This window comes from Pseudomonas sp. Ps21-P2 (assembly GCF_039672565.1).
In the GTDB taxonomy this organism is placed as follows: Bacteria; Pseudomonadota; Gammaproteobacteria; order Pseudomonadales; family Pseudomonadaceae; genus Aquipseudomonas.
Genome location: NZ_JBDFPL010000010.1, coordinates 196,121 through 220,170 on the forward strand (window position 1 = coordinate 196,121; position 24,050 = coordinate 220,170).

13 protein-coding genes are annotated in these 24,050 nt (G+C 53.9%); 4 read left to right on the top strand and 9 right to left on the bottom strand.

Features of this window, described 5'->3' with window-relative positions; all coding sequences use genetic code 11:
* Positions 1–336 precede the first annotated feature (336 nt).
* The 8 genes from ABEH28_RS23850 to ABEH28_RS23885 all read right to left on the bottom strand — a co-directional run bounded on the left by ABEH28_RS23850 (position 337) and on the right by ABEH28_RS23885 (position 16,520).
* Complete coding sequence (locus ABEH28_RS23850; RefSeq protein ID WP_346631242.1) at positions 337–1,560, bottom strand: hypothetical protein; 1,224 nt, start codon at positions 1,558–1,560, stop codon at positions 337–339.
* Positions 1,561–1,630: 70 nt separating this feature from the next.
* A complete protein-coding gene (gene galE, locus ABEH28_RS23855) occupies positions 1,631–2,605 on the bottom strand; it encodes a UDP-glucose 4-epimerase GalE (RefSeq protein WP_192133595.1) in 975 nt (324 codons plus the stop codon).
* Positions 2,605–7,233: a glycosyltransferase gene (locus ABEH28_RS23860; protein ID WP_346631243.1), complete on the bottom strand. Its 4,629-nt coding sequence runs from the start codon at positions 7,231–7,233 to the stop codon at positions 2,605–2,607. The genes galE and ABEH28_RS23860 overlap by 1 nt, the downstream gene beginning before the upstream one ends.
* Positions 7,234–7,304: 71 nt before the next feature.
* A complete protein-coding gene (locus ABEH28_RS23865) occupies positions 7,305–9,161 on the bottom strand; it encodes a hypothetical protein (protein WP_346631244.1) in 1,857 nt (618 codons plus the stop codon).
* Positions 9,162–9,240: 79 nt separating this feature from the next.
* Positions 9,241–11,631, bottom strand: coding sequence for a glycosyltransferase family 2 protein (locus ABEH28_RS23870; RefSeq protein WP_346631245.1), 2,391 nt, complete (start codon positions 11,629–11,631; stop codon positions 9,241–9,243).
* Entirely contained in the window at positions 11,631–14,099 is a 2,469-nt protein-coding gene (locus ABEH28_RS23875) for a glycosyltransferase family 2 protein (RefSeq protein WP_346631276.1), read from the bottom strand. Before ABEH28_RS23875 ends, ABEH28_RS23870 begins: the two co-directional genes overlap by 1 nt.
* Before the next feature lie 146 nt (positions 14,100–14,245).
* Positions 14,246–15,679, bottom strand: coding sequence for a DUF4214 domain-containing protein (locus ABEH28_RS23880; RefSeq protein WP_346631246.1), 1,434 nt, complete (start codon positions 15,677–15,679; stop codon positions 14,246–14,248).
* 19 nt (positions 15,680–15,698) lie between these two features.
* On the bottom strand, positions 15,699–16,520 hold the full coding sequence (locus tag ABEH28_RS23885) for a hypothetical protein (protein ID WP_346631277.1): 822 nt from the start codon (positions 16,518–16,520) through the stop codon (positions 15,699–15,701).
* A gap of 968 nt (positions 16,521–17,488) precedes the next feature.
* Here ABEH28_RS23885 and ABEH28_RS23890 point away from each other — a divergent pair.
* Genes ABEH28_RS23890 through ABEH28_RS23900 form a run of 3 tightly spaced genes read left to right on the top strand, consistent with a single transcriptional unit; the run spans position 17,489 to position 22,006 of the window.
* The gene (locus ABEH28_RS23890) at positions 17,489–19,258 is read left to right on the top strand and encodes a type I secretion system permease/ATPase (protein WP_346631247.1); all 1,770 of its coding nucleotides are present in this window, start codon (positions 17,489–17,491) and stop codon (positions 19,256–19,258) included.
* 13 nt (positions 19,259–19,271) lie between these two features.
* On the top strand, positions 19,272–20,597 hold the full coding sequence (locus tag ABEH28_RS23895; protein ID WP_346631248.1) for an HlyD family type I secretion periplasmic adaptor subunit: 1,326 nt from the start codon (positions 19,272–19,274) through the stop codon (positions 20,595–20,597).
* Positions 20,594–22,006, top strand: coding sequence for a TolC family outer membrane protein (locus ABEH28_RS23900; RefSeq protein WP_346631249.1), 1,413 nt, complete (start codon positions 20,594–20,596; stop codon positions 22,004–22,006). Before ABEH28_RS23895 ends, ABEH28_RS23900 begins: the two co-directional genes overlap by 4 nt.
* Positions 22,007–22,017: 11 nt before the next feature.
* Here ABEH28_RS23900 and ABEH28_RS23905 read toward each other — a convergent pair whose 3' ends face one another.
* Entirely contained in the window at positions 22,018–23,178 is a 1,161-nt protein-coding gene (locus ABEH28_RS23905; protein ID WP_346631250.1) for a glycosyltransferase family 1 protein, read from the bottom strand.
* Positions 23,179–23,387: 209 nt separating this feature from the next.
* Here ABEH28_RS23905 and lapG point away from each other — a divergent pair, with 209 nt between their 5' ends.
* Positions 23,388–24,044: a cysteine protease LapG gene (gene lapG, locus ABEH28_RS23910; protein WP_336620215.1), complete on the top strand. Its 657-nt coding sequence runs from the start codon at positions 23,388–23,390 to the stop codon at positions 24,042–24,044.
* The last annotated feature ends 6 nt before the right edge of the window (positions 24,045–24,050 follow it).

Sequence of the window (24,050 nt, forward strand, 5' to 3'; positions counted from 1 at the left end):
AAGCTGCCAATGCAACGGTACGCAGATTTGGTTCGCCGAGGGAAACGCGTTGTTCGCTCACGAAGGGCAGGTTGGTCATGGAAAGCAGAAGGTTGCCCGGAATGGCAGGTGTTCGCTAATAAAGTGATTTGGGGTGCTGAGCGCGGGCCTCAGGCAAACGCTGCAGCAACACGTGATGAACCTTGCCCGATACAAACATGGTCGAACCTTACATCCGAAGCAATGGAGCCTTAAAGGAACAATCAGAATAGCGCTTATCACATATGAAGATGTCCCGCGAAGGGGCTGGTCAACGTCAATGAGAAGTTTCCAGCCTATATGTCGGACTACTTTAGTTTATTGCCTAGGCACTACAGTCAGAAACCTTTCAATTGTTTGGCATATAACGATATCTGGCGATAGGCTATCTACAATCTCAGATAGACAATCTGGACCCCAATAGAAATGGAATTCAGCGAAAAGCCGTGAGCACCACCAAGAAAGAGTGGTTGAGACCTCTCCACGCTCAAACGAAGACCCCCCGAAGCAAATGACACGTTTCTGGATGGGTGCATTACTGCATCGCCAGATGCGTCGTAGTCCAATATTGCCTTCTGATGGGTCAAACTCGTCTATTGCCTCAGGTGTCAGAATGTCGCCGTTTTGATCCAGCAAACTCTCGTACAGTGGAGGGCGTTCGACGATGTAACCATCTTCGGAAAATCGAATGCCAAGATCACCAGGAGCATCGCCGTGCATAACAGGGCCCAACCGATATACAGAGTAGGATTGAGGTGCTAGGCGGTCGAGCAAAGCATCTATTAGAAGCTTGCTGCCATACGTCGACATATGAGTATCAAATGCCCTGAAAGTAGATTCAGCGTGGACTTCATCCGGAATATAGTCGGCGCTATAGATTAGGCTTCTACGAATATCCGGTAGATTTTGTACGCCATCCACTATTGATTGTAAGCCTTGAGATCCCTTTGTTGCATGGAATGGAGCATTCCAATACATTACGGAGGATTTTTCAGGGATGATAATTTGGATATAGTCATAGCCGCTGCTGATAGAGCGAGCGTGTCTTGACTGAAAGATTTGCAACCACCCTCTGCTGTCGATAAAGGTTTCGCCATTGTAAAGTCCTTCAACATTGTTAGTGCCTTCTCTAAGAAAAATCTTACCTCCTGCACCTATAATAGCGGCGCCGTCAGACGAGATTCGGCCAAACGAGAGTCCCTGTTTAAGGCTATCCGCAACCGCAACAGACTGCGACACTAAATGAGGAGTTACCAAGAGCGGGTAGCTGACATCTGAACACGAAAGCTTAAAATTTATTGAACAGGTAGAGGCCCCCTGATGAAAATCTTCCGTGCTCAGATCGAATTCGAACAGAAAGGCATTGGCGTATGTTGCTAAGTCCGGCCTGTCAGCTGGTTTAATGATTATTTTTTTAATCCATCTTAGCTCGCCGGAAAAGTAAATATGAAGGGCTTTGTGCTTTACAAGCAACTCGTCGCTGCAGGAAAACCAGCCAAAAAATCTGCTGCCTTCATTTCTCTCTATCCAGCCAGTTATCATGGAACTCTCCGTTATCAGATATCATTACTGTCAGAATCTTAACACCAATCCTCTCGGGCTGAATTTTCAATTACCAGCAGTGATCAACTTCCCAGCTCCAAGCGTCAGAAATAATCGTGTTCAGATCAGATCTGCCGGGCTGCCATCGTAATATTTGTGAGGCTTTAGAAGCGTCAGCGACCAAACGCGCCGGATCACCCAACCTACGCGCCAGGGTGACTACGGGGATCTCGCGCCCCGTTAGCTCCCTGGCGCTGTTTATCACCTGCTTTACGGAAAAGCCCGAGCCATTTCCCAAGTTGAATTGGTCGCTTTTTCCACCGTCGAGCAGATATTGCATTGCCAGCAGATGAGCGCTGCATATATCTAGCACGTGAATGTAATCTCGAACACAGGTGCCGTCTGGCGTTTCGTAGTCGTCACCAAAGATAGAGATTGCTTTCTTTCTACCCGACGCGGTTTGCAGGACCAGCGGAATCAGGTGAGTTTCTGGGTCATGGCGCTCCCCTAATCCAGTGTCGGGTGCACAGCCAGAAGCGTTAAAATAACGCAACGACACTGATCTGAACTGGTAGGCAGTATCGTAGTCCTCAAGCAACTGCTCTACCATCCATTTGCTGCGCCCGTAAGGGTTAATGGGATGTTTCGGGTGATCTTCTTGGATGATGGCGGATATGGGATTTCCATAAACCGCCGCAGTTGACGAAAATACAAAGTTGCTAACCCCTGCTGATATCATCGTATTGAGCAAGTTGGCCGTTTTGCAGAAGTTATTAGCATAGTATTTTGCCGGATCTATTGAGGACTCCCCAACTTGAATGAATGACGCAAAATGCATGACGGCACAGAAGTCGTGGTCTTTAAATAATTGCTCAAGCAATGCTTTGTCTGAACAGCAACCGACGAAGAGTTTAGCGCCTATTACAGCATCTGCATGGCCCCCGCTGAGGTCGTCCAGTACGATAGCCTCGTATCCGGATCGTATAAGGGTATGCACCATGTGGGAGCCGATATACCCCGCCCCACCTACAATCAGTACTTGCATCAGATTTCAACCCGTGAAAGCGTGGTCTTAGTGGTTTGTTGCTTTAAATTGCCGCACAGGAACTTCGTTTTCAATTCACATTGAGCAGTGGTGTAGCGTTTCAAAACTGTCAACTGGGCCTGAGTGCCCGCAGACTTTAAGCGTGTGGGCTGCAGCCGAAGCTGCTCAAGAATTGCGGCCCAGTCTCGCGGATTTTTCGCAAGGAAGCCATTAGTCTTATGCTTGATGCTTAGCTTGAACTCGCCTACCTCCGATGCCAGAACAGGAACTCCTACCGAACCCGCTTCGATAAATTTCACATTTGATTTTGCGCGGTTGAACACGTTGTCGACAAGTGGGACAAGCAGCAAGTCATGTTTGGAGATAAATCCTAGCATCCCGTTATAATCTAATATGGGGTAACTTGATACGTTCGCGAGTGCAAGTAATCGTTCAGAAACTTGTGCCGCACCGAGTACTGAAAGCTTGCAGTCTGCATTTTTCAGGCAAAAATTAAACAGCGTCTCTTCGATGATGTCGAAGTCTTCCTTATGAGAAAACGTTCCAGATGCGTAGATGAGTTTTAAAGAATCTGGTGCGAGGACAGCATCGGTTGAAGTGAACGGTTTAACCTTGTTGCGGTAGACTTCGCAAGGGATTTTATATTCCGATGCTATGTGGGATCTTAGCAGTGGGGTAGAAACAATGCATCCGTCCATTAGCTTAATGAAGTTTTCGTACGCACTGGCAACGAACATTGCTTCATCGATATTCCACTCGCCGCCTGTCACTGAACCAATCGTAGCTACAAACTTAGGGAACACTAAGTCATCAATTTCTCCGACGCACCGTTTGCCATTCATTCGAGCATATTCAAAAAACTCGGCAACGTTCCCTTGCTCCATAAAGCATCGCTGAAAGACAATGACATCAGTTCGATCTATCAATGGCGCCGCGTCGCCGATATCCAAGGCGACGTGCGCAACGGTGCACTCTACTCCAATACTCCCAAGGGATTCAGCCAGGTGGATTGATCTGTAACGGGTTGACCCATTATCCAGGCCTGCCGAGCTAAAGATCAGAGCATTACAGGTTTTTAGTGGAATTTTGAAATGGACAGGGTCGAAGTAGTCAGCTTTTTCCTTCAGGCAATAGCTTGTATGTGGGTCATCATTTTTAATTAATTCCTGTTTGACTGTAAACTCATGATCCCCCCCGAGCGAAACTTCGAAATTACCCAGGGCAGCCTTGGCAACCAAGTTCTCTGATTGTGCAAGGGATTGAAAAAGTTGAAAAAAGTAATCTCTAGAGATTATTTCAGGGAAGAACGAGGACCGAGCTTTGCCAAATCTTTCGAAGAAAGCCTCCGCCCCTAAATGAATTTTCTGGGCAACGACGAATTCATTCGAGAGAGGATTTGGAATCTTTTTGAATGATATATTGGCTCTACCCGAAACCGGGTTTGTTAGTATTCCCCTGGCCGATGGTTCTGGTGCAGAAAAAAGAATTTCAAAAAGAGTGGTATTTGCTTCTATGAAGTCAGCATAAACATAAGGGTCTCCCTGTTCGAACAAGAATCCAGAGTGAACTACACCCTTGCTCACCCTTTCGCGAGAACCAACATAGCATCCCCTGACGTTTGTTTTCGAGGCTAGTTTTCCGAGGAAGTATTCCAGCCGAGATTGAATATTTAATAGCCACCCGACATCTACGAACAGCACGGATTTTTCGTTCAGAATGCCATTTTCTGAAAGGTATAATTCAAGGTTTTCACGATTTTTTACGTTTGCAGAGTGGATGCGGCCTGAAAGCTGAGTAAGTAAACGGCTTAGGCTATGGTAATCCTGCCATCCAGGCACGTAATCTTCGGATTGAAAACTATCCAGAAGTATTGCTCTGACTCCACTATCGTGCGGGTTGAGTCCTGATTTTTTCAGAAAATACGAGACGTCTTTTTCTTGAAGATGGAGCCCATCAAGAATAAATGCTATGTCGTTGGATGATAGTGGGTTTTGAAAAGTTGCGGGAATAACCGTCGCACGAGAAAGATGCATATAGCACGATGAGATTTCATCCGACGCTAGCTGATCTTTGTAAAGTATGTCGAACGCTTTTTTTATGATTCGGCCATCTCGAGCCATGAATACAATTTTGTGTATGCCTGCATCCTGAGCTTGCGACCTTACGTACATCGCCATCATGGCCGCCAAAGGCCCTGTTATCTCGAACCCGATCTGAGTATAAAAGTCGCATGAAATGCCTGGCGCTTCCTTGTGCCAAAGATCGCTCTGCTGTTCACAGTAGCTATCCCAGATTCTGCCCTTTTGAGAGAGCTTCTTTTTTTGATCGAGAGACAGTCTGAAGATTTTCCGGGAGTGCTCTCCGATAGGCGAAAACCTCTTTGTGTCAAACCCTGCTAGCTTAGGTTGGCGGACATCACCTTCCCAGTTATCCCCGATATGGAAAATGTCCGCTGGGGAATAGTTTGACCTGCCAGCGATATCAATTAGCGAATTGAAAAGTTTGCCGGTTTCTTTCTTCTTACCTAGCGTCGATGACAGGAGTAAATGGTCCCAATGGGAATAGCCGCAGTTCCGTAAAATAGCTTCTATTGTATGTTGGTCCAAGTACATGTCACTTGCGATGTATATTGTTTTTCCCTTCGTTCTGGCGTAGTCATACAGTTTCTTTCCGAGGGAATGGGGAACGCAGACGCTGAGCTCGACAGACTTTTCGATGGCGGAATTGTTGAAAAAGGACATATGCTCGTAAATAGAGTCGATGGATACATCATCCTTCTCCCCCAGATGGCGCCCCAGTACCATCCCTGCGGTATCCATGCGCTCTTTCAGTAAGGGCAGCGCTGCTGGCTCGTGTTCCGTAAGCTGATATTCTATCAGGTCAAAAATTACTTCTGGATCACGGAACTGCCTTGTTACCAGCGTATCAAATATGTCGAACGATACGACTCGGCATTCGTCGATTTTTTTGATAAAAGCTTCGTAATCCGAGTCCGAATGGTAGATTCCATCAGGTAGAAGTTCGAGGATCTTTGGCGCGACGCTATCTACATAATGACGTTCAGAAACCTTTGTTCGAGCGCGCTCGGCCATTGACAACCTTTTGTCAATGTCCTTGATTAATTCGAGCACGCTGGACGCCATGTCTCCGACATCTAGGTATTTAACGACGATCCCAGCATCATCTTCTACAAAGGTATGCATCCCGCCTGCTTCGCTACCAAAGCACACAATCGGCATACCCGCTTCAGCAGCCTCCATGCATACCAATGGGTAAGGATCTTCCCGAGAAGTAAGTAGGAAAATATCGCCTGATGCAAAATATTCTCGCGGGTTTTCTTTTGGCCCAACCCACTCCACGAAACCTGCTAAATGACGGCTTTCAATTTCGCTTTCAGGATTAAGGTCTTTACCACTGGCAGATCCGATCCAAATCATCTTGAAGTCAGATACACCCCGCCGGAGTAAGGTCAGTGCTGTCTCACAAAATAGATCAAACCCCTTCCTTTTCTCCACAGCGCCACAGCCGAATATTATTGTTTTTTTGCTTTTGAGATGCCTTTTTGAACGATAGAAATCGAAAGGCTCAATGAAGGGCTTTAGAAAAGAAATCTCACGGTCGTCTACATTCCTTTTTCTAAGTGACTCCACTGATCCTGGGGAAACCGCAATGTATTTATTGCATATTTTCGATAAGGACAGGAATTGAGCTTCAAAAACTTCAAACACGTTCTCCATCTCGTGAACGTGAGTAATGAATTCAGCCCCTAGATATTTCAAATGTTCTGCATAAGAGCCGGATGCGATTGTGTTGACATAGATTGACTGAACGTTGCTGCCGCAAAAGTCCCGAAGTTCTGCGGTCAAGCCATTCTTGTGTGCGTGGTCTAAATAAAAACAAGGGGCGATTTCCTCAAATCGCTTGTTCCAGACCCCTTGGGAACCAATAATGATTGAAAATTTAATACTAGTATTTTTTTTCACCCAACGCATTAGAGACAACAAAACCGCTGGTGCGCCTGTCTGAGATGCTTCATGGCTCAAAAAAATAACTGTCGGCTGATGAGCGCCAGGGTCATATAAAGGATCGACTTCAACTTTTTTTATTTTTCTTAGCTCGAATTGCCCGTATTGCACCCAGTGAGCAAATGGATTCACTCCAGCTTGTGCAACGTCCGCGTTGGTTCCTAAATAATAATGTGTGTTAAATTCTTTATTAGGATTCCTGTGCTCTTTCCAGCCGTGTTGACAGTAATGTTCTATTGGGTCTGCGGCTGATGCCGCTACGTCCTCATAGTTTTCGTAGTAATAGTTATGGCTGAAAAGACCGCTCAGCGCGATCAATTCATGATCCTCGGAGGTGTAATGAGGTCCAATATCGTTGGCCGCGCGCTCTTCCGTTCTACCTTGTTCAGAACCGGTGGTGAATATTGACTGCGCTGTGCCTTCTGGGTCGTTGCTGCGTAGCCAATGCTTACGTCCCATCCTGATATTGATGTCAATGACTTCAGCGAGCTCAGGATTTTCCTGTACAGCTTTCTCATAATATGAGACCGCACGCGCGTATTCGCCGTTTCGAAAAGCTGCGTTCGCCTGTGATAGGGTGGAAGTCATATATTCGCTTGTCATTTAATCAGCACCAGCATTAAAAGTTCTTTATTGAGCACATAAATCATTTTGGAATTCATGGTGTTGGCCTATCAGGCGGTTATTTTCTTTGCGGCAATTTGTTTGATAGAATTCGCCAACATTTGCCACTCGTTCCAATCCGTTTTAACCAGCTCGTTAGAGTGCTCGAGATCACTTAACTGGTTTCCGAGACTGCTGATGAGTCCCGCGATTAATAATTTGTCGTTTTCCGCTAGCGCGCTCCACACTTGTAAATCCATCGCATCAGGTTTTGCGAATCGCAACTCCAAACGCTGACCTCTGGCGTCCTCTGTCTCTGCAAACCAATTTTGCAGTGCAGATTTCGAGTCCTGTGGAAATTCCAATCGGGGATTAGTGCCAAAAGTAACCCCTGAGTCGTCTAGCGTCGCCAGGCGATAAGACAGCCTGCCCCAGCTGAATGTGCCAATAGTTAAGTTGGATATCGAGATGCCCAAGCTGCGATAGTCTCCCTGCTGAAGGGTATCCTTTAGAGTGATTTTGTCGTATCTAGGCACCATAGGCCATGCGTTTAGAGTCTCGTAGAGAGCGCTTAGTGCTTTTCTGATCTGAGATAACTTAGTTGGAAATTGGTGCTTGTTCGCACCTGAGTTGACATAAGACTTTAGCTTTTTTAGCAGCTCTAAAAGTGACGACCAATCCGTTGGGCCCAAACGACTGATGACTGCGTTCGGCCCTTGGTAAAGCGCGCCTTGACGCGGCTCGATTGTCAGCCACTCAGTCGCGGAGTTCTTCATGCAGCTAAGCCAGTCTAAAGTAGTCGGCTTAACGCTAATGCTGGGCATATCTGGGTTGAGCGAGACCCTGATTGTAATACCTTCAACTATCTTATAGTTCACTTCGGCATTAGTGAGGCGTATTTCGACAACGCTGTTGGGCTCACTCTCTTTCAATATGCTGGTGGATATCGCTTCAACACTCCAGTAATCAGGGAATGCACTGTATACCTTTTCCAAGGCTAGACGCTGGGCAGTTATTAATGAAAGATATTCTTTATTTGATACCAGCTTTTGTTCAAGTTCTTCCTGGATCATATGTAGCTTTTGCGTCAGCTCTCGATTCTCTTCTTGTAAATCTAGCAATTCATCCCCGATGCCTGAGTAGTCGTCGCCATAACTTCCCTTCGACGGGCATCCTTCGTCGTCTACTGACTTCGCTGCACGATCATTATGCCCAACTCCGACCATATCCAAGCCTAAGGGTGAGGTATTCAGAAGCACGCTTTGGTAAAGTTGACTGTGCAGCTGTGCAATTCTGGACTCATTGGCTATATAGCTTTCAAACTTGTCAGACACCTCATTCGACACAGGATTTTCAGATGGAACAGAATGCTCGAGGACAAGCTTCAGCTTGTTTTTCAGATTTTCAAGGCCTGCTCGAATCGCTTGCGGCGTATCCGCGCTGACAATCAGACAGCGGTCCGGGATTCGTTGAGATAACAACATCAACTGTTCAGTATCCTGACGCCATTTCTTAAGAGTACCCTCCACATCGACTATCAGTTGCCCAGAGCCTGATGTCACGGCATTCAATGTTTCCACAGGTGAAGTGTAAACTAGGACAAACTGAGTGTGTTTACCCAAGTCTTCCCAGGACTTAACTACTTCCTCGATCATCTTGGGTTGCCAGTACCAAGCCTCAAAAGTCGCATTATTGCGTTTGAATATAAGTTCTAGATCTGTCTTAGCATCTAACCCGTGGGCGTTGGCACCAAAATCCTGCAGATGCTCGAAATCTGAGGTGACGTCAGTGAGCTGTCCCAATGGCGTAGCTTTGGAGTGAAGTAGCTCAGCAAACCAAGCTGTCCTCCCGGCACAGTTTCCCACGATACAAAAGTTTTTAATGACTTCTGCCTTTTGAGCCTTTTTTACTGTGCTTTTACTCTTCATCAATCATTTGCTCATTATGTCGCAGCTTGTTGAAAAACAAGATGCCAAGTAGGTCAAAAATCGGTTTAGTACGAGGTGCTCAACGAGCTGGTTTTCGAGCTTTGAGATCTTTTGCTGGCAAAGCCAGGCCACCATAAGCCCCGCTTAGATAATCATGACTCAGCGCCGGATGATAATGAGGATCGACCTGTCCGTGCAGTGACCATTTCTCGATAAACCCCTGCTGCTCGCGATGGGCCCGTGCTCGCTTCTCCGGGGTCTGATCCTTCCCTCGGCTCGCCGATTCTGCGTGAATCAACTTTGCAAAGGCCGTCCAGATTAGATTCAGCCCTTGTTGCTGAATACGAAGGCAAAGATCGACATCGTTAAACGCCACCGGGAATGCTTTTTCGTCCAGGCCATTGAGGTCTTCGAAAAGCGACTTGCGCATCAACAAGCAAGCCGCGGTCACAGCGCTTTGGCGCCGAGTGAGCTGGTTGGTCGCCAGGTAGCCCGCGTCGTTTTCTTCAAGATTATTGCCTGCATGGGCAGCCAGGCCATTGATACCGACGACAACGCCGCCATGCTGCACCATCCGGTTTGGCCATAGCAGCTTGGCGCCCACTGCTCCGACGTTATCCCGCAGCAATTGGCTGAGCATTTCCTTCAACCAGCCCGCTTCGATGATCTCGATATCGTTGTTGACCAAGCCAATGATTTCCCCGCTCGCCTGTTCCACCGCGCGGTTGTTGATCGCCGAGTAGTTGAACGGGAACGGGTGCGGAAGCACTTTCACGCCTTGGGTTGGCAGGTAACGCAGGTATTCCAGGGCTTCAGGGTCGCTCGACTGATTGTCGACAACGATGATTTCCAGCTGCGGGTAATCAGTGTTGTTGAGCAGACCTTCGATGCACGTTCGCAACAGTCCCACCTGGTCGCGCGTCGGCACGATGAGACTGATGCGAGGCAGCGTCAGCGGCAGGGGCCAGCGAGCGCGCAGCAATGCCGGGTAGTTCGGCAGCGCGCTGACCGTTGTGCCCGGTGTCATGCTCTGGCACAGCCAGCCGATCGCCTGATGCCGATCCATCGCCGGCCACGCAAGTTCAGGGCTGGCCGGGCACTGGTGGTGTCGGTGGTAGACGACCTGCGGCAAGTGGACCACGCTGGCTTGAAGCCGCTCGGTGGCGAGTACGATGCCTGCGATGAGGAAATCCCAGTTCAGCGAGTGCAATTCGTTGGCAGGCGCCAGCAATGAAAGTGCCGCCTGCACGATGTCTGCGCTAAAGATAGCGCCGGGGGTAAAGATGTCTGCGCCAACGAACAGGTCTACGTCCCATACGGGTTTGAGCCAGGGGAGGGTGCGTTCACCTTGCGGCCCGTCGCGGTCGCAGTCGGCGTAACCCCATGCAACGCCCTCGTCGAGCATGCCAACCAGATGGTCCAATGCGCGAGGCGCGAAGTGATCACCTGCCCTTATGGGAACGATGCAGTCGCAACCCGTTTCCAGCAGCTCTTTCACCTCTGGTAGCAGGTTATCCACCGACGTCCTCGCGACTTTCAGAGGCGCAGCGCTGTGCGCGCGCAAACTCGCGAGGCTGAGCCCCTCCAGCGTCATGTCGCCGTCACTGATCAGCAGTACACCGATCTTGTTTTTCAGGGGGCGCGCATTTCGTGGAGGCGTGTGCTGAAAGACCTCGAACCATTGCGGGTAATGATGGAAGCCGGCGCTTTTCGGTAGGTGGAGTGATTGCTCCCTTGCGATCTGGGTGAGCAGCGCCATGGTCTGTTCGTCAGGGCCGTGATCGTCATGTTGACGCAGCAACCCTTCAATACCCTCGGGCCAGCAACACATTCTGATCGGGCTGCCTGAAAGAGGATGGCCGAGGTCGTTCTCAACGTGCAGGGTATGGACCTCACCATCTGCCAGTTCCCACGGAAGGTCGAGATTGAAGCCGTGGTCGCTGGTCGGTCGCTCAGCGAGCGCATGGTGATGGATGTTGCAGGAAGCACGACCCACGACTCGATCGCCCTCGCGAACGACTACTTCAACATGACGCGAAGGCGCATCCGGGTCCCAGGACCAGCCGTTCAGGCGCAGTCCGCCGCTGTGCCAGACTCGCGAGGCCACGGGGGCCGGCTCTTTACTGGGCCGCGTCGGCATTTGCAGATCGCCGGCGAGGGAAAAGTCCTGATTTGCAACGCGAGCGCTGATGTGTTTCGCCCCGTCCAGCCAGCTCTGCCGCAGTTGTACGGCAAAGCCATGGAAGTGGTCACCGATCTCGGCGTTCGGTTGAAACTGATCCGCGCGGGTTAATGCTACGCAGGCACCATCGACCATCACTTCGACGACCAGGCGCTGCTCCGGCTGTGCATCGTCCAGCGCCCAACCTTGCAGAACATCGCCATAGAGGCCAGTAGTTGCGCCGCGCATTGTGGACGATTGACTGGCTTGGCGAGTGGCAGTTGGTTTCGTTAGCACTTCTTCTGACATCACGCCCGGCTCAGTGAAAAGGGAAGGTGGTTCATCGGCAGCGCGCCAGCTTCTTTGGCTACTGCGCTGGTGATCGCATACAACGGCAGTCCTAGGGTTGAGGCAAGGGCCGGCGCGTTCCAACCTGCACCGGGCGCGGCATTGAGGCTCAATGCTGCTTCGCAACCCGCCAGCAATAGGCAGTTGGTCTTGTCCAAACCTTGCACGTCAGGCAATGCATGAACCGCGCCAGTGGCGATCAGGGTTTTCAACCACGGGTGGTCGCCATCGGCGAGAAGGACTACGGGAAGGTTTTCCCGAGTCACACGTCTGGCGAAGTCGATCCAGCGTCCTGCGATTTCCGCGCCGCGCAAGTCATCTGCTATCAACAGGGTCTGCGGTGGTCGCCCTTTTGCACGTACCACCTTCGCTTTTTTGTCGATCACAATTCGTGCATTCGGCAGTGCCGCTGCGTAGCGCTGGCGGAGGGCTTGCCAAGGCAGACTGACACTCTGTGCCTGGCGCGCAAATTTCGTCCATTCACGATCCTCGCGCCGTGCCAGCAGCTCGTCATCGCTGCAGCTGATGCGATAAGGCCTATCGAGCCGCGACGCGAGTGTCAGCAGTTCTGGAGGGCAGCCTGCCAGGTGGTGGTATACGACTTCATCAACCGCCAGGCCGCGGAGGTCCGTGGCCAGTTGGTCAGCATGTTCCGGTAGCTGGTATTCCAGGGTTAGATCCAGAGGGGCCCATTTTGCGCGCAGGGTCGCCACGCTGCGTGAACCCTGATGGCGCCACGTGAGGCTCAAGGGTTCATCAACGTCAGCGCTGTGAATGTGCAAGCTCTTCAGGGTCAGCACTTTTTCGGCTGAAGATGTCGCCAAGTGCGCCGAAAGGTGGCTGAGGCGTGCGCGTTGCAACGCCTGGCGCGCCGGCTTGATCGGATCTCGCAGGCAGAAAGCCTGGTAACGGTCGGATGCGTTCGGATAGCGTCGTTTTAGGATGGCGTTGTTGTGGGCCACCCGCAGCGATTTTTCCTCGCCAAAAGAAATGCCTCCCTGATGGGCCACGAACACATTGGGTGCCCCCATGTGGCGCCATCCCAGTGAGCGAGCACGCAAGCACCAGTCTGTTTCTTCGCCATAGCCGCGCAGCAGGTGTACCTCATCGAGGTAACCCACCTCGGTAATCGCATCGCGCTTTATATAAAGGCAAAACCCGCAACCTGTTTCGATCTCCATAGCGGCCGCATTGGCAGTCTGCGCCAGTTGGTCGAGCTCGGCCTGTTGTTCGGCGGTGGGCATGTTATGGCTGACGCGGCTGACCGGGAAGCTCATCAGTTCACCGTTGTTCGTGAAAGGCGTGACTGAGGCGATGTCCTTGTCGCTGTAGGCAACGGCGCGTAGTCGATCCAGCCAGTTGCCATGCACGCGGGTGTCGGCATTGAGCCACACCACATCGCGCTCGGTGTGCAGTGCCATTCCGCGGTTGACGTTGCGAATGAAGCCCAGATTGGAAGCATGTTGGATATGTTCAATCTGGCCATCATCGGCCAGCCTTTGCAGGGCTGTGCGAAGCTCCGCGTTCGGAGTCGCATCGTCGAGCACGATCAGCCGATGCGCGGTCCGATTCAGGCTTCGGTTGCGCAACACGCTGTTGATGCACTCCAGTGTTTCTTCGTAACCGTCGTACACCGGGACGAGAATGTCGACCGGCTCTAGGCGACTGGTTTTTTTGCCCACTGGCGAAGGGGGACTGAAAGGCGGGAGTTTGGAAAGTGGACTGCCAATAAGGGGCGTGCCGTCGGTGCACCGGACGTGCAGCGTTGGTGCAGGGTCGGCCACTCGAACGCGCAGACCTCCGTGTGCTTCACAAATGCCTGCTTTAAAGAGCAGTGGGTGCGGCAGGTCAGCGAAGTGTGTGATGCGCTGCCCCCCGGATTCGATCTGAATGGAAACAACCGAAGCAGGGGATCGCAGGCTCACGGCCCACCCTGTGACCTCATTGCTCTGCGGGTCGAAACGCGCAACGCCGACTTCGGCCGGTGCGTCGGGCTGGGCGGCCAGCATCTTCAGCACCAGCCCCAGTTCGGCAGCGTCGTCTATCTCAGGTAAGTGCGTGAAGATCAATCGACGCAGTTTGGCAGGTGGCATGCTTTGACTGCGGGCGTGCCACAACATGATTCGCAGGCCCGGGTCCGTAGGCATCTGTTGCCATGCAGCGGCCAACAAGCGAGTTGCGAGTTCTGGCTGTTGAAGTGCCAGGGCGCTGCGACCAGCGAGCGCCCGCACATCGGCGCGGCCCGGCAATGCCTGAGCAGCGGAACCGAGGAACAGGAAGGCGTGGTGCAAGCGTTGTTGTTGCAGGGCCTCGATGCCCTTCCAGATCAGAGCTTCGGGTCGGTATTCGGGTGTCTGGAGCGCTTTATCAATTAAAAACATGGCACTCCCATGTTCGCCAATCTGGCGTGCATGGTGAAATTGCTCCATGAGCGTTCCACGCTCAAGGTCGTTGTGTTCTGACTGGGCCATGGGGGTTCGCATAAAAATAAAGAGGGGCGCCCAAAGGTGCCCCTTTTTCCGAGTACCCCCAGCCTTGCGGCTGAGGGTATTCAAAGTTGCAACGGTGCGAGTGTTTAGACTGCGCCGTGTACCACTACAACGTTGGAGTTGTGCTCAACGCCTTCTGGCGAACCGACGATGCCGATAACAGCGTCAGCCTGAGTCACAGCGCCTTGGTCGACAGCGGCAATCCAAGCAGCCTTGCCAGCGTCGGTGTCTGGAACGTTGTCACGGCCCAGTGCGTTGCTGTACAGCGAGTCGATGAACTCGGCGTTGGCGTGGTGAGACGCTTCAGCAGAAGAGTAGATCGAAGTTGCAACGTCAGCACGAGTGCTGCCGCCGATCAGAGTGCCAACCCAGTAGCTGGTGTCAGCGGCGTCTGCAGCACGGCCCAGAGCAGTGGAGTACAGCGACGAGATGAAGTCGTCGTTCGACTGCGCGTGAGCTTGAGCTTCAGCGGAGGTGCTGATGGCTGCAGCCACTTCGGCTTGAGTTTTGCCCGAAGCCAACTGATCCTGCCAGTAGGTCTGAGCAGCATCATCAGCGCCATCTACGCGACCCAGCAGCAGCGAGTAAGTCTGATCAAGGAAACCGTCGTTGACGGAAGCTTTGTACTCGTTCGAAGCCAGGAAGCTGCTCGCGATGGTGCTCAACGAAGCGCCATTCTGAACTGCGGTGCTGTAGAACTCGGCACTTGCGTTGTCGACGTCGCGGCCCAGCAGGCCATCGAACAGGCGCAGAGCAGCTGCTTCAGCGTCGGTTTCAACGATTGCCAGAGTGTGGTTGTCGGTGAAAGTGACGAACTCGCCGCCTTGGATGGTGACGTTGTTGGTACCGGTCAGGTTCAGGAAGCTGCCGGTGACGTCAACAGTGTAATCAGTGCTTGCACCGGATACGTTGATCACGTCACGGCCTGCGCCAGCCAGAATAACGTCGTTGCCTTCGCCAGTGTTGATGATGTCGTTGCCAGCGCCAGTTTCGATGTGATCGTTGCCCGCGCCGCCGGTGACGACGTCGTCGCCGCTACCAGTGATCAGAACGTCGTTACCCGCGCCGCCATCCAGGGTGACGTTCGCAGTACCAGCGTAAGTCAGTTTGTCGCTGCCGTTGCCGCCGTTGATGACCAGCTCGGTTGCAGCAGTAGCTTCAACTGCGAACAGACGTGCCTCAGCAGCAGGAGCAGCTTGCTCGGTAACGGTCAGGCTGACGTTTGCTTCGCTGTCAATGATGATGACTTTTGCATCGGCAACGCTGTCTGGAAGAACCAGAGTAGTGTTGGTGCCGGCAGCGCCGGTGGTTTTGATTGCCAGAACGTCAACAGCCTGACCTTCTGGAGCAGTGATAGCGCCAACGCCATCCCAGCCAGCCAGAACTACGGACGAACCGGCGTTGTCCAGACCCAGCAGCGAGCTGATAGCGGCAGCGGTAGCAGCCGAGATGTCTGGGTTGCCAACGATAGCGTCTTTGAAATCAGCGCCAGTGGTAGGAGCATCATATTGCAGTGCCATGAGTCATATTCCTGATGTTTCAGGCCAATTGGCCTATGTTGCTATCTGTCTGCGTAATCGCAGGTTTTTCCCTGAGAGACTTATGGCGGAGAGCGTTGATCTCGGTTTTGGGAGTAATTGAAAGCTGTAGTGCAACCAGCGGCTCACTGCCGCTCGGTCCAAAAAGCATTTGTTCGGCAACGATGGCTTGCGGCGCTGCGCCTGCAAAAACCACATAGCCCGTCAATTCGTAGAGTGCGCGATCCGGCCCCGTCAAGCCAAAACCTACGGCGACGAGTGCTGCGCCTTTATTGCGCGCGCCGGTAAAGCTGCCGGTGAGAACTTTCTGGCTAGGGCCTGCTCCAGCAATAGTGCTGGTATACGCAAGGTCAACCCCGGTCGGTTTGTTGTCCCAATGGACAGAGAAACCTTCCAGGCGAGTGGTGCCAAGTTCATCTCCCAGGCATTCGTCTGCTACTGAAACATCGCCTTTGCCTTCGACATGGCCAATGAGTTTCAGAACGGCGCGCACGGGGACTGTCGCGGAAAAAGCCACGGCTTCTGGTGCTGGGGTAGCGGGCATGAAGTTGCGCATGATCGCCGAAGACGTGTCGATGCGATCTATACGCAGGTCGACGGGGTCGATTTCGACATCAGCCAGATAATATTCAGTGATCAGAACGGTTGAAACGCCACCTTTGACACGACCGATAATGCAGTCGCCCAGTCGGGTGAGCATGTTCTTGGAGACGCCTTCGGCAGGGAAGAAGTCGATGACGCCTTTGCCCAGAGGCGCCTGTTGCAACGCGATGCAGACGCTTCGCTCGCCGATGGGCTGTGAGGCATAACGAAAAATGTACATCCCAGGCTCAAGGAGCGTCACGCGAGACGTAATTTTCAGGCCATCTAATGTTTGCGACTGCACTCAATAAGCTTCCTTCTTATCCCGAGTTACCAGCAGCTGATAGCGATTATTTGATCCATCAACGCTGTAATCGTACTGCACAACTTAGTGGCGCACTGGTGGCATCTGCCGAAGGCCGAGGTTAATCGATCCCTCAGAAATGTCAATTCAGAATGTAGGAATATTCCCCTTTCCCAGTGCGAGTTGGCTGTGGGCATAGTGATATGGATTCACTCGATTGTGGTTACCGTTTGTCAGAAGCGCGCCTGTTGTCCCGAACCTTGGGCGAACCACGGCTTCGCCGGCAATCTCGGTCACGGTTTCATGCCCCATTCGCTTCGAGGGATGGGTCGGCGAGGAGCTCGTCTCGTCGTTTCGAAAGGGCGTACTGACAGCCGATCGGCCGCTTTGCCGCAAGGTCGATAAAACGTCAGCCGCTCTAGCGCGGGCGTTTGAAGCTAGCCTTCTATCTGCCTCTTCTTTTTTTTTGGATCCCGAGGAGTCCGCAAATGGCCTGGGGCTGCGCCATCGGGTCGTGACAGATCCTTGCGGGTGCCTTCAAGGTTGCTCACTCAGCCTGGCTGAGTAACTGCAAGGCCACTGCAATGATGGCTAATACGGTCACTGGTTTAACGTCGCTGATGTGTTGTAAAACGAGCAACGGTAGTGGCATGACGCGCACAATGCCTGCAACATTACTCGCGCTAGACAGTGGCACTTTATCCGATTGAATATCGAGATTATGAACTTATTGGTTTTTTTGAACTTCATCCGAATGGGGGCTGTTGTCCAGTATGGAAACATTAAGAAAAATTAATCTAGAAAGCTCAACTCTTCGGTGGCTGCTGGCCCTTTAATGCTGCCTGCCTGATCCTCCGCTGGTACACTCCCTGGCTCGCAGCCTTTTCTCATCAGTAATGGATTCTATGAGTCGCTCACACGAAAACAACCTGCAGGCCGCCCTCAAGGCTTGTCGCGCAAGCTTCCTCTCGGTCGGGTTCTTTAGTTTTTTCGTCAACACGTTGATGCTGGTCCCTACCTTCTACATGATTCAGATTTCGGGTCGGGTGGTGCCGAGCAGCAGCACCTCCACCCTGATCATGCTCACCCTTATTCTCACCGTCCTGATGATTACGCTGGGCTCTCTCGAGTGGGTCCGATCGCGCATCATGGTGCGCATCAGCAACCGTCTGGATGTGCTGCTGAGCCGTGATGTCTACCGGGCGAGCTTCAAGAAAGCGTTGAGCAGCGGCGGCATGGATGCGTCGGCACAGTCGCTCAATGACCTTACTTCCCTGAGGCAGTTTTTGACCGGTAACGGGCTGTTTGCGTTCTTCGATGCGCCGTGGCTCCCGGCTTACACCGCTGTGATGTTCATGTTTCACCCATGGTTCGGGTGGATGACCGTGATCGCGGCCGTTGTGCTGGTGTTTCTGGCATACCTCAACCACCGCTACACCGGCAAAGCGCTGGCAGAGGCCAACAAGCAGAGCCTCTCCGCCAACCTGCACACGACCAAGAGCCTGCGCAACGCCGAGGTCATCGAGTCGATGGGCATGCTCGACACGCTGATGGGCAAGTGGGCGGTCAGGCAGCGACGCGTCCTGGTGCTGCAGTCGGACGCCAGCGACAAGAGCGGCATCATCACGTCGATTTCCAAAACATTCCGGGCCTGGGCGCAGTCGATGATGCTGGCGGCGGGCGCGTACCTGGTGGTCACTCACGATATAAACCCCGGATTGATGATGGCCGGCTCCCTTTTGCTGGGCCGCGCACTTGCACCTATCGATCTGATGATCGGCAGCTGGAAAGGCTTCGTTGCGGCTCGCGTGCAGTACCAGCGGCTGAACGACACGCTGGACAAGCTCAACGCCGAGCCAGAGCGTATGTCTCTGCCGGACCCGGAAGGCCATCTGCAAGTCGAAAACCTCGTTGTGGCACCACCCGGTGCGAAAGCGGCGGTGATCAGAAACATCAGTTTTGTGACACCCGCCGGCAGCATCGTCGGTATTGTCGGGCCAAGCGCGGCGGGCAAATCGACGCTGGCCCGTGCATTGCTCGGCATCTGGCCGCCGCAGCACGGTGTGGTCAGGCTCGACGGCGCCGACATCAGTACGTGGGACAAGCAAAAGCTGGGTCCGCACCTGGGCTACCTTCCCCAGGACATCGAGCTGTTCGAAGGCAGCATCAGCGATAACATCGCTCGCTTCACCAAGGTCGATCCCGAGAAAACCGTGTTGGCGGCACGCATTGCCGGCGTCCATGAAATGATCCTGCAATTGCCGGACGGCTACGACACGGTGATCGGCAGCGAAGGCGTCAACCTGTCCGGCGGCCAGCGCCAGCGCATTGGTCTGGCGCGTGCGGTATATGGCAACCCTCGGTTGATCGTGCTGGATGAGCCCAACTCCAACCTTGATGAGGTCGGTGAGCGTGCATTGGGCGTGGCACTGCAGAAGATGAAAGAGACCGGCGCGACGGTGTTCATTATTTCGCACCGCCCCAATGTCCTTTCGCGGCTGGACCGGATCATGGTCCTGAACAGCGGCGCGATGACGATGTATGGCCCGCGTGATCAAGTGATCGCCGAACTGGCTCAGCAACAGGCCAAAGCTCAAGCCCAGACGCAGGGTCAAACCCCGCCTCGTGTTGCTCCAGCTCCAGCTGCGACCGGCGCAATTCAGCCCAGCGCCTGAAAGGAATTCATGAATGACCAGTAACGCGATTACCGTGCTCGACGAGCCGTCTGATGATATGCCGACTTCTGACCGCGGCATCCGCCGGGTCGGGATGACCATTGTCCTGGTGACCTTCGGTTTGTTCGGCACGTGGGCAGCTTTTGCTCCGCTGGGCAACGCGGTCTACGGCACCGGCGTTGTCACCGTGCAGAGCTACCGCAAAACCGTTCAGCATCTGGAAGGCGGGATCGTAAAAGAACTGCGCGCCCGTGACGGCGACACCGTGCACAAGGGCGATCCGTTGATCATCCTTGACGATGGCCAGCTCAGTTCAGAGTACGAATCCACCCGTAACCAGCTCATTACGGCTCGCGCCAAAGAGGCCCGTCTTCGCGCCGAGCGTGACGACTTGCCAGCCATCCCTGCACTGAAAATCGATGGCGTCGAAAGCGATCGCGCCCGTGAAGCCATTGATGGTGAAGCCCAGGTCTTCAGGTCCCGGCATGACGCGCGCCTGGGCGAAATCTCGGTGCAGCAAGAGCGCATAGGCCAGTTGAAGCAGCAAATCATTGGCCTTAACGACATGATCGGCACCAAGGTCAATCTCGAGAAATCCTATACCCGCGAGATCACCGAGCTTAAGGATCTGCTGCGCCAGGGCTTCGTCGATAACCAGCGTTTGCTGGAGCAGGAGCGCAAGCTGGATATGCTCAAGTCTGAGGTCGCTGACCACCAGTCGACCATCACCAAGACGCGTCTGCAGATCAACGAAACCGAAATGCAGATTGTCCAGACCAACCAGAAATTCAGCTCCGATGTCGCCAAGGACTTGAGCGACGTGCAGGCGCAGGTCTTTGACTTGCAGGAAAAGGCCAGCGCGCTCAAGGACAGGCTGTCGCGCATCGTCATCCGCGCGCCGGAAGACGGCATGGTGCTGGACATGAAAGTGCACACCATCGGCGGTGTTGTCAGCGCAGGAACACCGTTGCTGGACATCGTGCCGGAGTCTTCGGACCTGGTCGTGGAGGCGCACGTCTCGACGAACGACATCGACCGCATCACCCTTGGCAAACTCACGGACGTGCGCTTCAGCGCGTTCAATAGCGCTACCACCCCGGTCATTCAGGGGGAGGTCACGCGAATCTCGGCGGACCGTCTTACCGACGAGAAAACCGGAGAGGGCTACTACCTGGTGCGAGTGAAAATCACCGATGACGGCCTGAAGCGCCTGGGCGACCGCAAACTGCAGCCGGGTATGCCGGCGGAAGTGCTGATCAACGCGGGCGACCGCACGATGCTGCAGTACCTGCTTAAGCCTGCGCGCAACATGTTCGCCAAGTCGATGATCGAGGAATGACAGTGGTACGTTTTCTTCCCGGTTTGCTGTTTGGTTTGTTTGCACTCAATGCTCATGCCGCACAGCCTGTAGCCCCGCAGCAGGTTAGTGCCTCGACCTATTCGCTTGATCTGATGACGCTCTACAAAGAGTCGCGGCTTGAAGATCCGCGCATCCTTTCGGCCTATGCACATGCGCGGTCTGCCAAACAGCAGGAGCGCGAAGCCTTTGGCGGGCTGCTGCCCCAGGTGTCGGCGGACAGCAACTTCAACCGGATTTTGCGCAAGGATGAACAGTCGCGAGAGATCTACGACAACAAAAGCTATGGGCTGAACCTTAGCCAGTTCATCTATAACAAGGAGGCGTGGGAGCGGTATCAGAAGGCCAAGAGTGTAACGTTGCAGAAGGCATCCCAGTCCGAGGACTCTCAGGCCGAAGCGACGGTGGATCTGGCCAAGCGTTATTTCGCCGCCCTGGCCGCTGACGATGCGCTGGAGTTGGTTGTGGCCGAACGGCGCGCCACTCAGGGCAGTCTTGACCGTGTCAACGCGATGTATGCCAAGCAGATGGCCAAGATCACGGACATGCTGGATCTCAAGGCGCGGGTCGACTCATTGCTGGCCCAGGAAATCGAAGCGCGCAATCAGGTGCGTCTTTCACGGGAAGGGTTGTCGGAAATTGTCGGGCGCCCTATTAATGATCGCTTGAGCCGGATCCGTAATGACATCGCGCTTGAAGCGCCGACGTTGCCGCTGGACGCCTGGATCGCCCAGGCGCTCGACAGCAACCCTTTGCTCAAAGCCTATGAAAGCAACCTGGCGGCGGCCGATGCGGCGGTGCGTGAAGGCAAAGGCGGGCATTATCCTTCACTTAGTTTTAACTTGGGCGCTCAACAGAGTGACGTCGGTTACGACAACACGCTGACCCCACGAAGCGACAGTTACGTTGCAACCATCGGCTTGAAAGTGCCGATCTACAGCGGCGGCTCGACCTCTGCGCGTGTGCGCGGCCTGTATGACGACCAATATGCGGCCGAGCAGGACCTTGAGGGGGTGCGCCGGCAAGTGGTGAAGGAAACCACTAACGCCTATCTCACTGCTCAATCTGCCGTAGACAAGATCCGCGCAGGCCAGAACGCGCTGTCCTCGGCCAAACAGTCGAGCATCGCGGCGCAGAAGGCGTTCACTTATGGTGTGGTTAACGCCGTCGACGTCCTGACCGCCGTGCAGAACGAGTTCAAGGCGCGCAGCGACCTGCTGAAATCTCAGTACGACTTCATCACCAATCTGTTCATCCTGAATCGTTGGGCCGGCAAGCTGTCGCAAGAGAGCGTTGCCAGCGTGAACGTGTGGCTGGGCGGCGATGATTCGGAAGCGCTAAAGGACTTGAATAATTCAGCCCCCAGTAACACCAAAGTAACCCCTAAGTAGTCTGCAGCGACTTACGCCTTGGGGTGTGCCGCCAACACTTTGCGGTACACCGCCAGGGTCTGCCGCGCGCATTCCTGCCAGGTAAACTGACGGGCGCGTTCCAGCCCTATTTCAACTCGCTCTATCCTGAGCGCATCGTTACTCAACACGTCGAGCATGGCCGCCGAGATGCTCGACGCATCCAGCGGGTCGACCGCCCAGGCGGCATTGCCGGTGACTTCCGGCAGGGACGTGGTGTTCGACGCAATGACCGGGCACTGCGCCGCGAATGCTTCGATCACCGGCAAGCCAAACCCTTCGTACAAAGACGCAAACACCAATGCGCTGGCGCTCTGGAGCAGTGCGAACACGTCGGACTGCGGCAGGTAACTGAGCCAGCGCCCTTCGCCTTTTGCTTCCAGCGCCTTGAGCTGCGGAATCAGGTCTTCGTTGGCCCAGCCGTCACGTCCCACCACAATCAGCGGATGCTCTTTGCGCACTGCCTCCGGCAGCGCGTTGAACGCCTCCAGCACCTTCGGCAGATTCTTGCGAGGCTGCAGCGTGCCGATGAACAGGAAGAAACCGGGTTTGATCTGATGCTTGTTCAGCACAGCGTCACGGGTTTCGAGGGGAATGCGCTCGAAGTAGACCGGGTCCACGCCAAGGGGCGTCACGCTGATTTTCTCGGGGGCAATCCCCATGTGCGTGACCAGATCCTGCTTGCTGTGTTCGGAGATGGTGATCAGGTGATCGGCGCTGTGCACGCTTCGCGCGAACAGCCAACCCTTGAGGGTTTTGAGGTTCTGTCTGATCCACTCGGGATGGATCAGCGGAATAGCGTCCATGACCGTGGCAATGACGGGCACGCCGCTGATGCGCGGGATCTGGTGATCGGAGGCGTGGACGATGTCGACATCGCGAGCGATGGCGGAGGAGTTGGGCAGCGGCAGGCTGAGCAAACCGCTCGCCAGCACCTGAATCCGGAAGTCTGCCGAGAGCGTCTTGGGCACGCCGCACGCGAGTTGGGGCAGATTGCGGCCAAACGCGTAGGGTTTGACGGTGATGCCTGGGTCTTCGCTTTGTTTGAGCGCTTCCATCGCCTGCCACAGAGAGCGGGTGTACACGCCAATCCCATCCAGATGACCGGCACGTTCACACATCGCCCAGACGGTGCAGCTCAAACCAATATCCATACGCGTTTCCAAACCAACCCAGCCAGTCATGAAATCAAGGGGCGCGAGCCTATCATGAGTCGCGTTTGCGGGCATTTGCTTCTGCGCATGATCTCACCGCGCCATTGCGTTTCCTCCCTCAACCCCTCACCATCCCTTTCCGTTATCCATGGCCTGATGGACTAGACAAATTGGCGACACGCCCGGCTCAAAAGCGCCCTGGATTATGGATGCTTCTGGCGCTTGCACTGACGTGCACGGCGTGTGTCGGCTATCTGAGCGCGGATTGGGATTTTTCCCTGATCAGCCGCCGTGCCGAAGCACTGTACGGACCGTTGGGAGCGGGTAAGCAGCGCATCGATGCCTGGCAGAACTTGCTGGCGACCGAGAAGCAGGTCAGCGAAATGGACAAGCTCAAGGTCGTGAACCTGTTCTTCAACAAGCAGATGCGCTACGCCGAAGACATCGACCTGTGGCATGAGGTCGATTACTGGGCGACGCCGATCGAGTCGCTGATCAAGGGCGCGGGGGATTGTGAGGATTATGCGATCGCCAAGTATTTCAGCCTGCGCCGCCTCGGCGTGCCTAGCGAGAAGCTGCTGATCACCTACGTCAAGGCGCTGCGCCTGAACCGCGCGCACATGGTGCTGACCTATTACTCGAGCCCGAACGCCATGCCGCTGGTGCTCGACAGCCTGATCGACGACATCAAACCTGCCAGCGAACGCACGGACCTGTTGCCGGTGTATGCCTTCAACGCTGAAGGACTGTGGCTGCCGGGTGCGCAGGGCAACAAGAAAGTGAGCGACACCAAACGTCTGTCCCGGTGGCAGGACGTGCTGAAAAAAATGACCGCAGAAGGCTTCCCCACCGAGCCCGAGAATTAGGAGTAC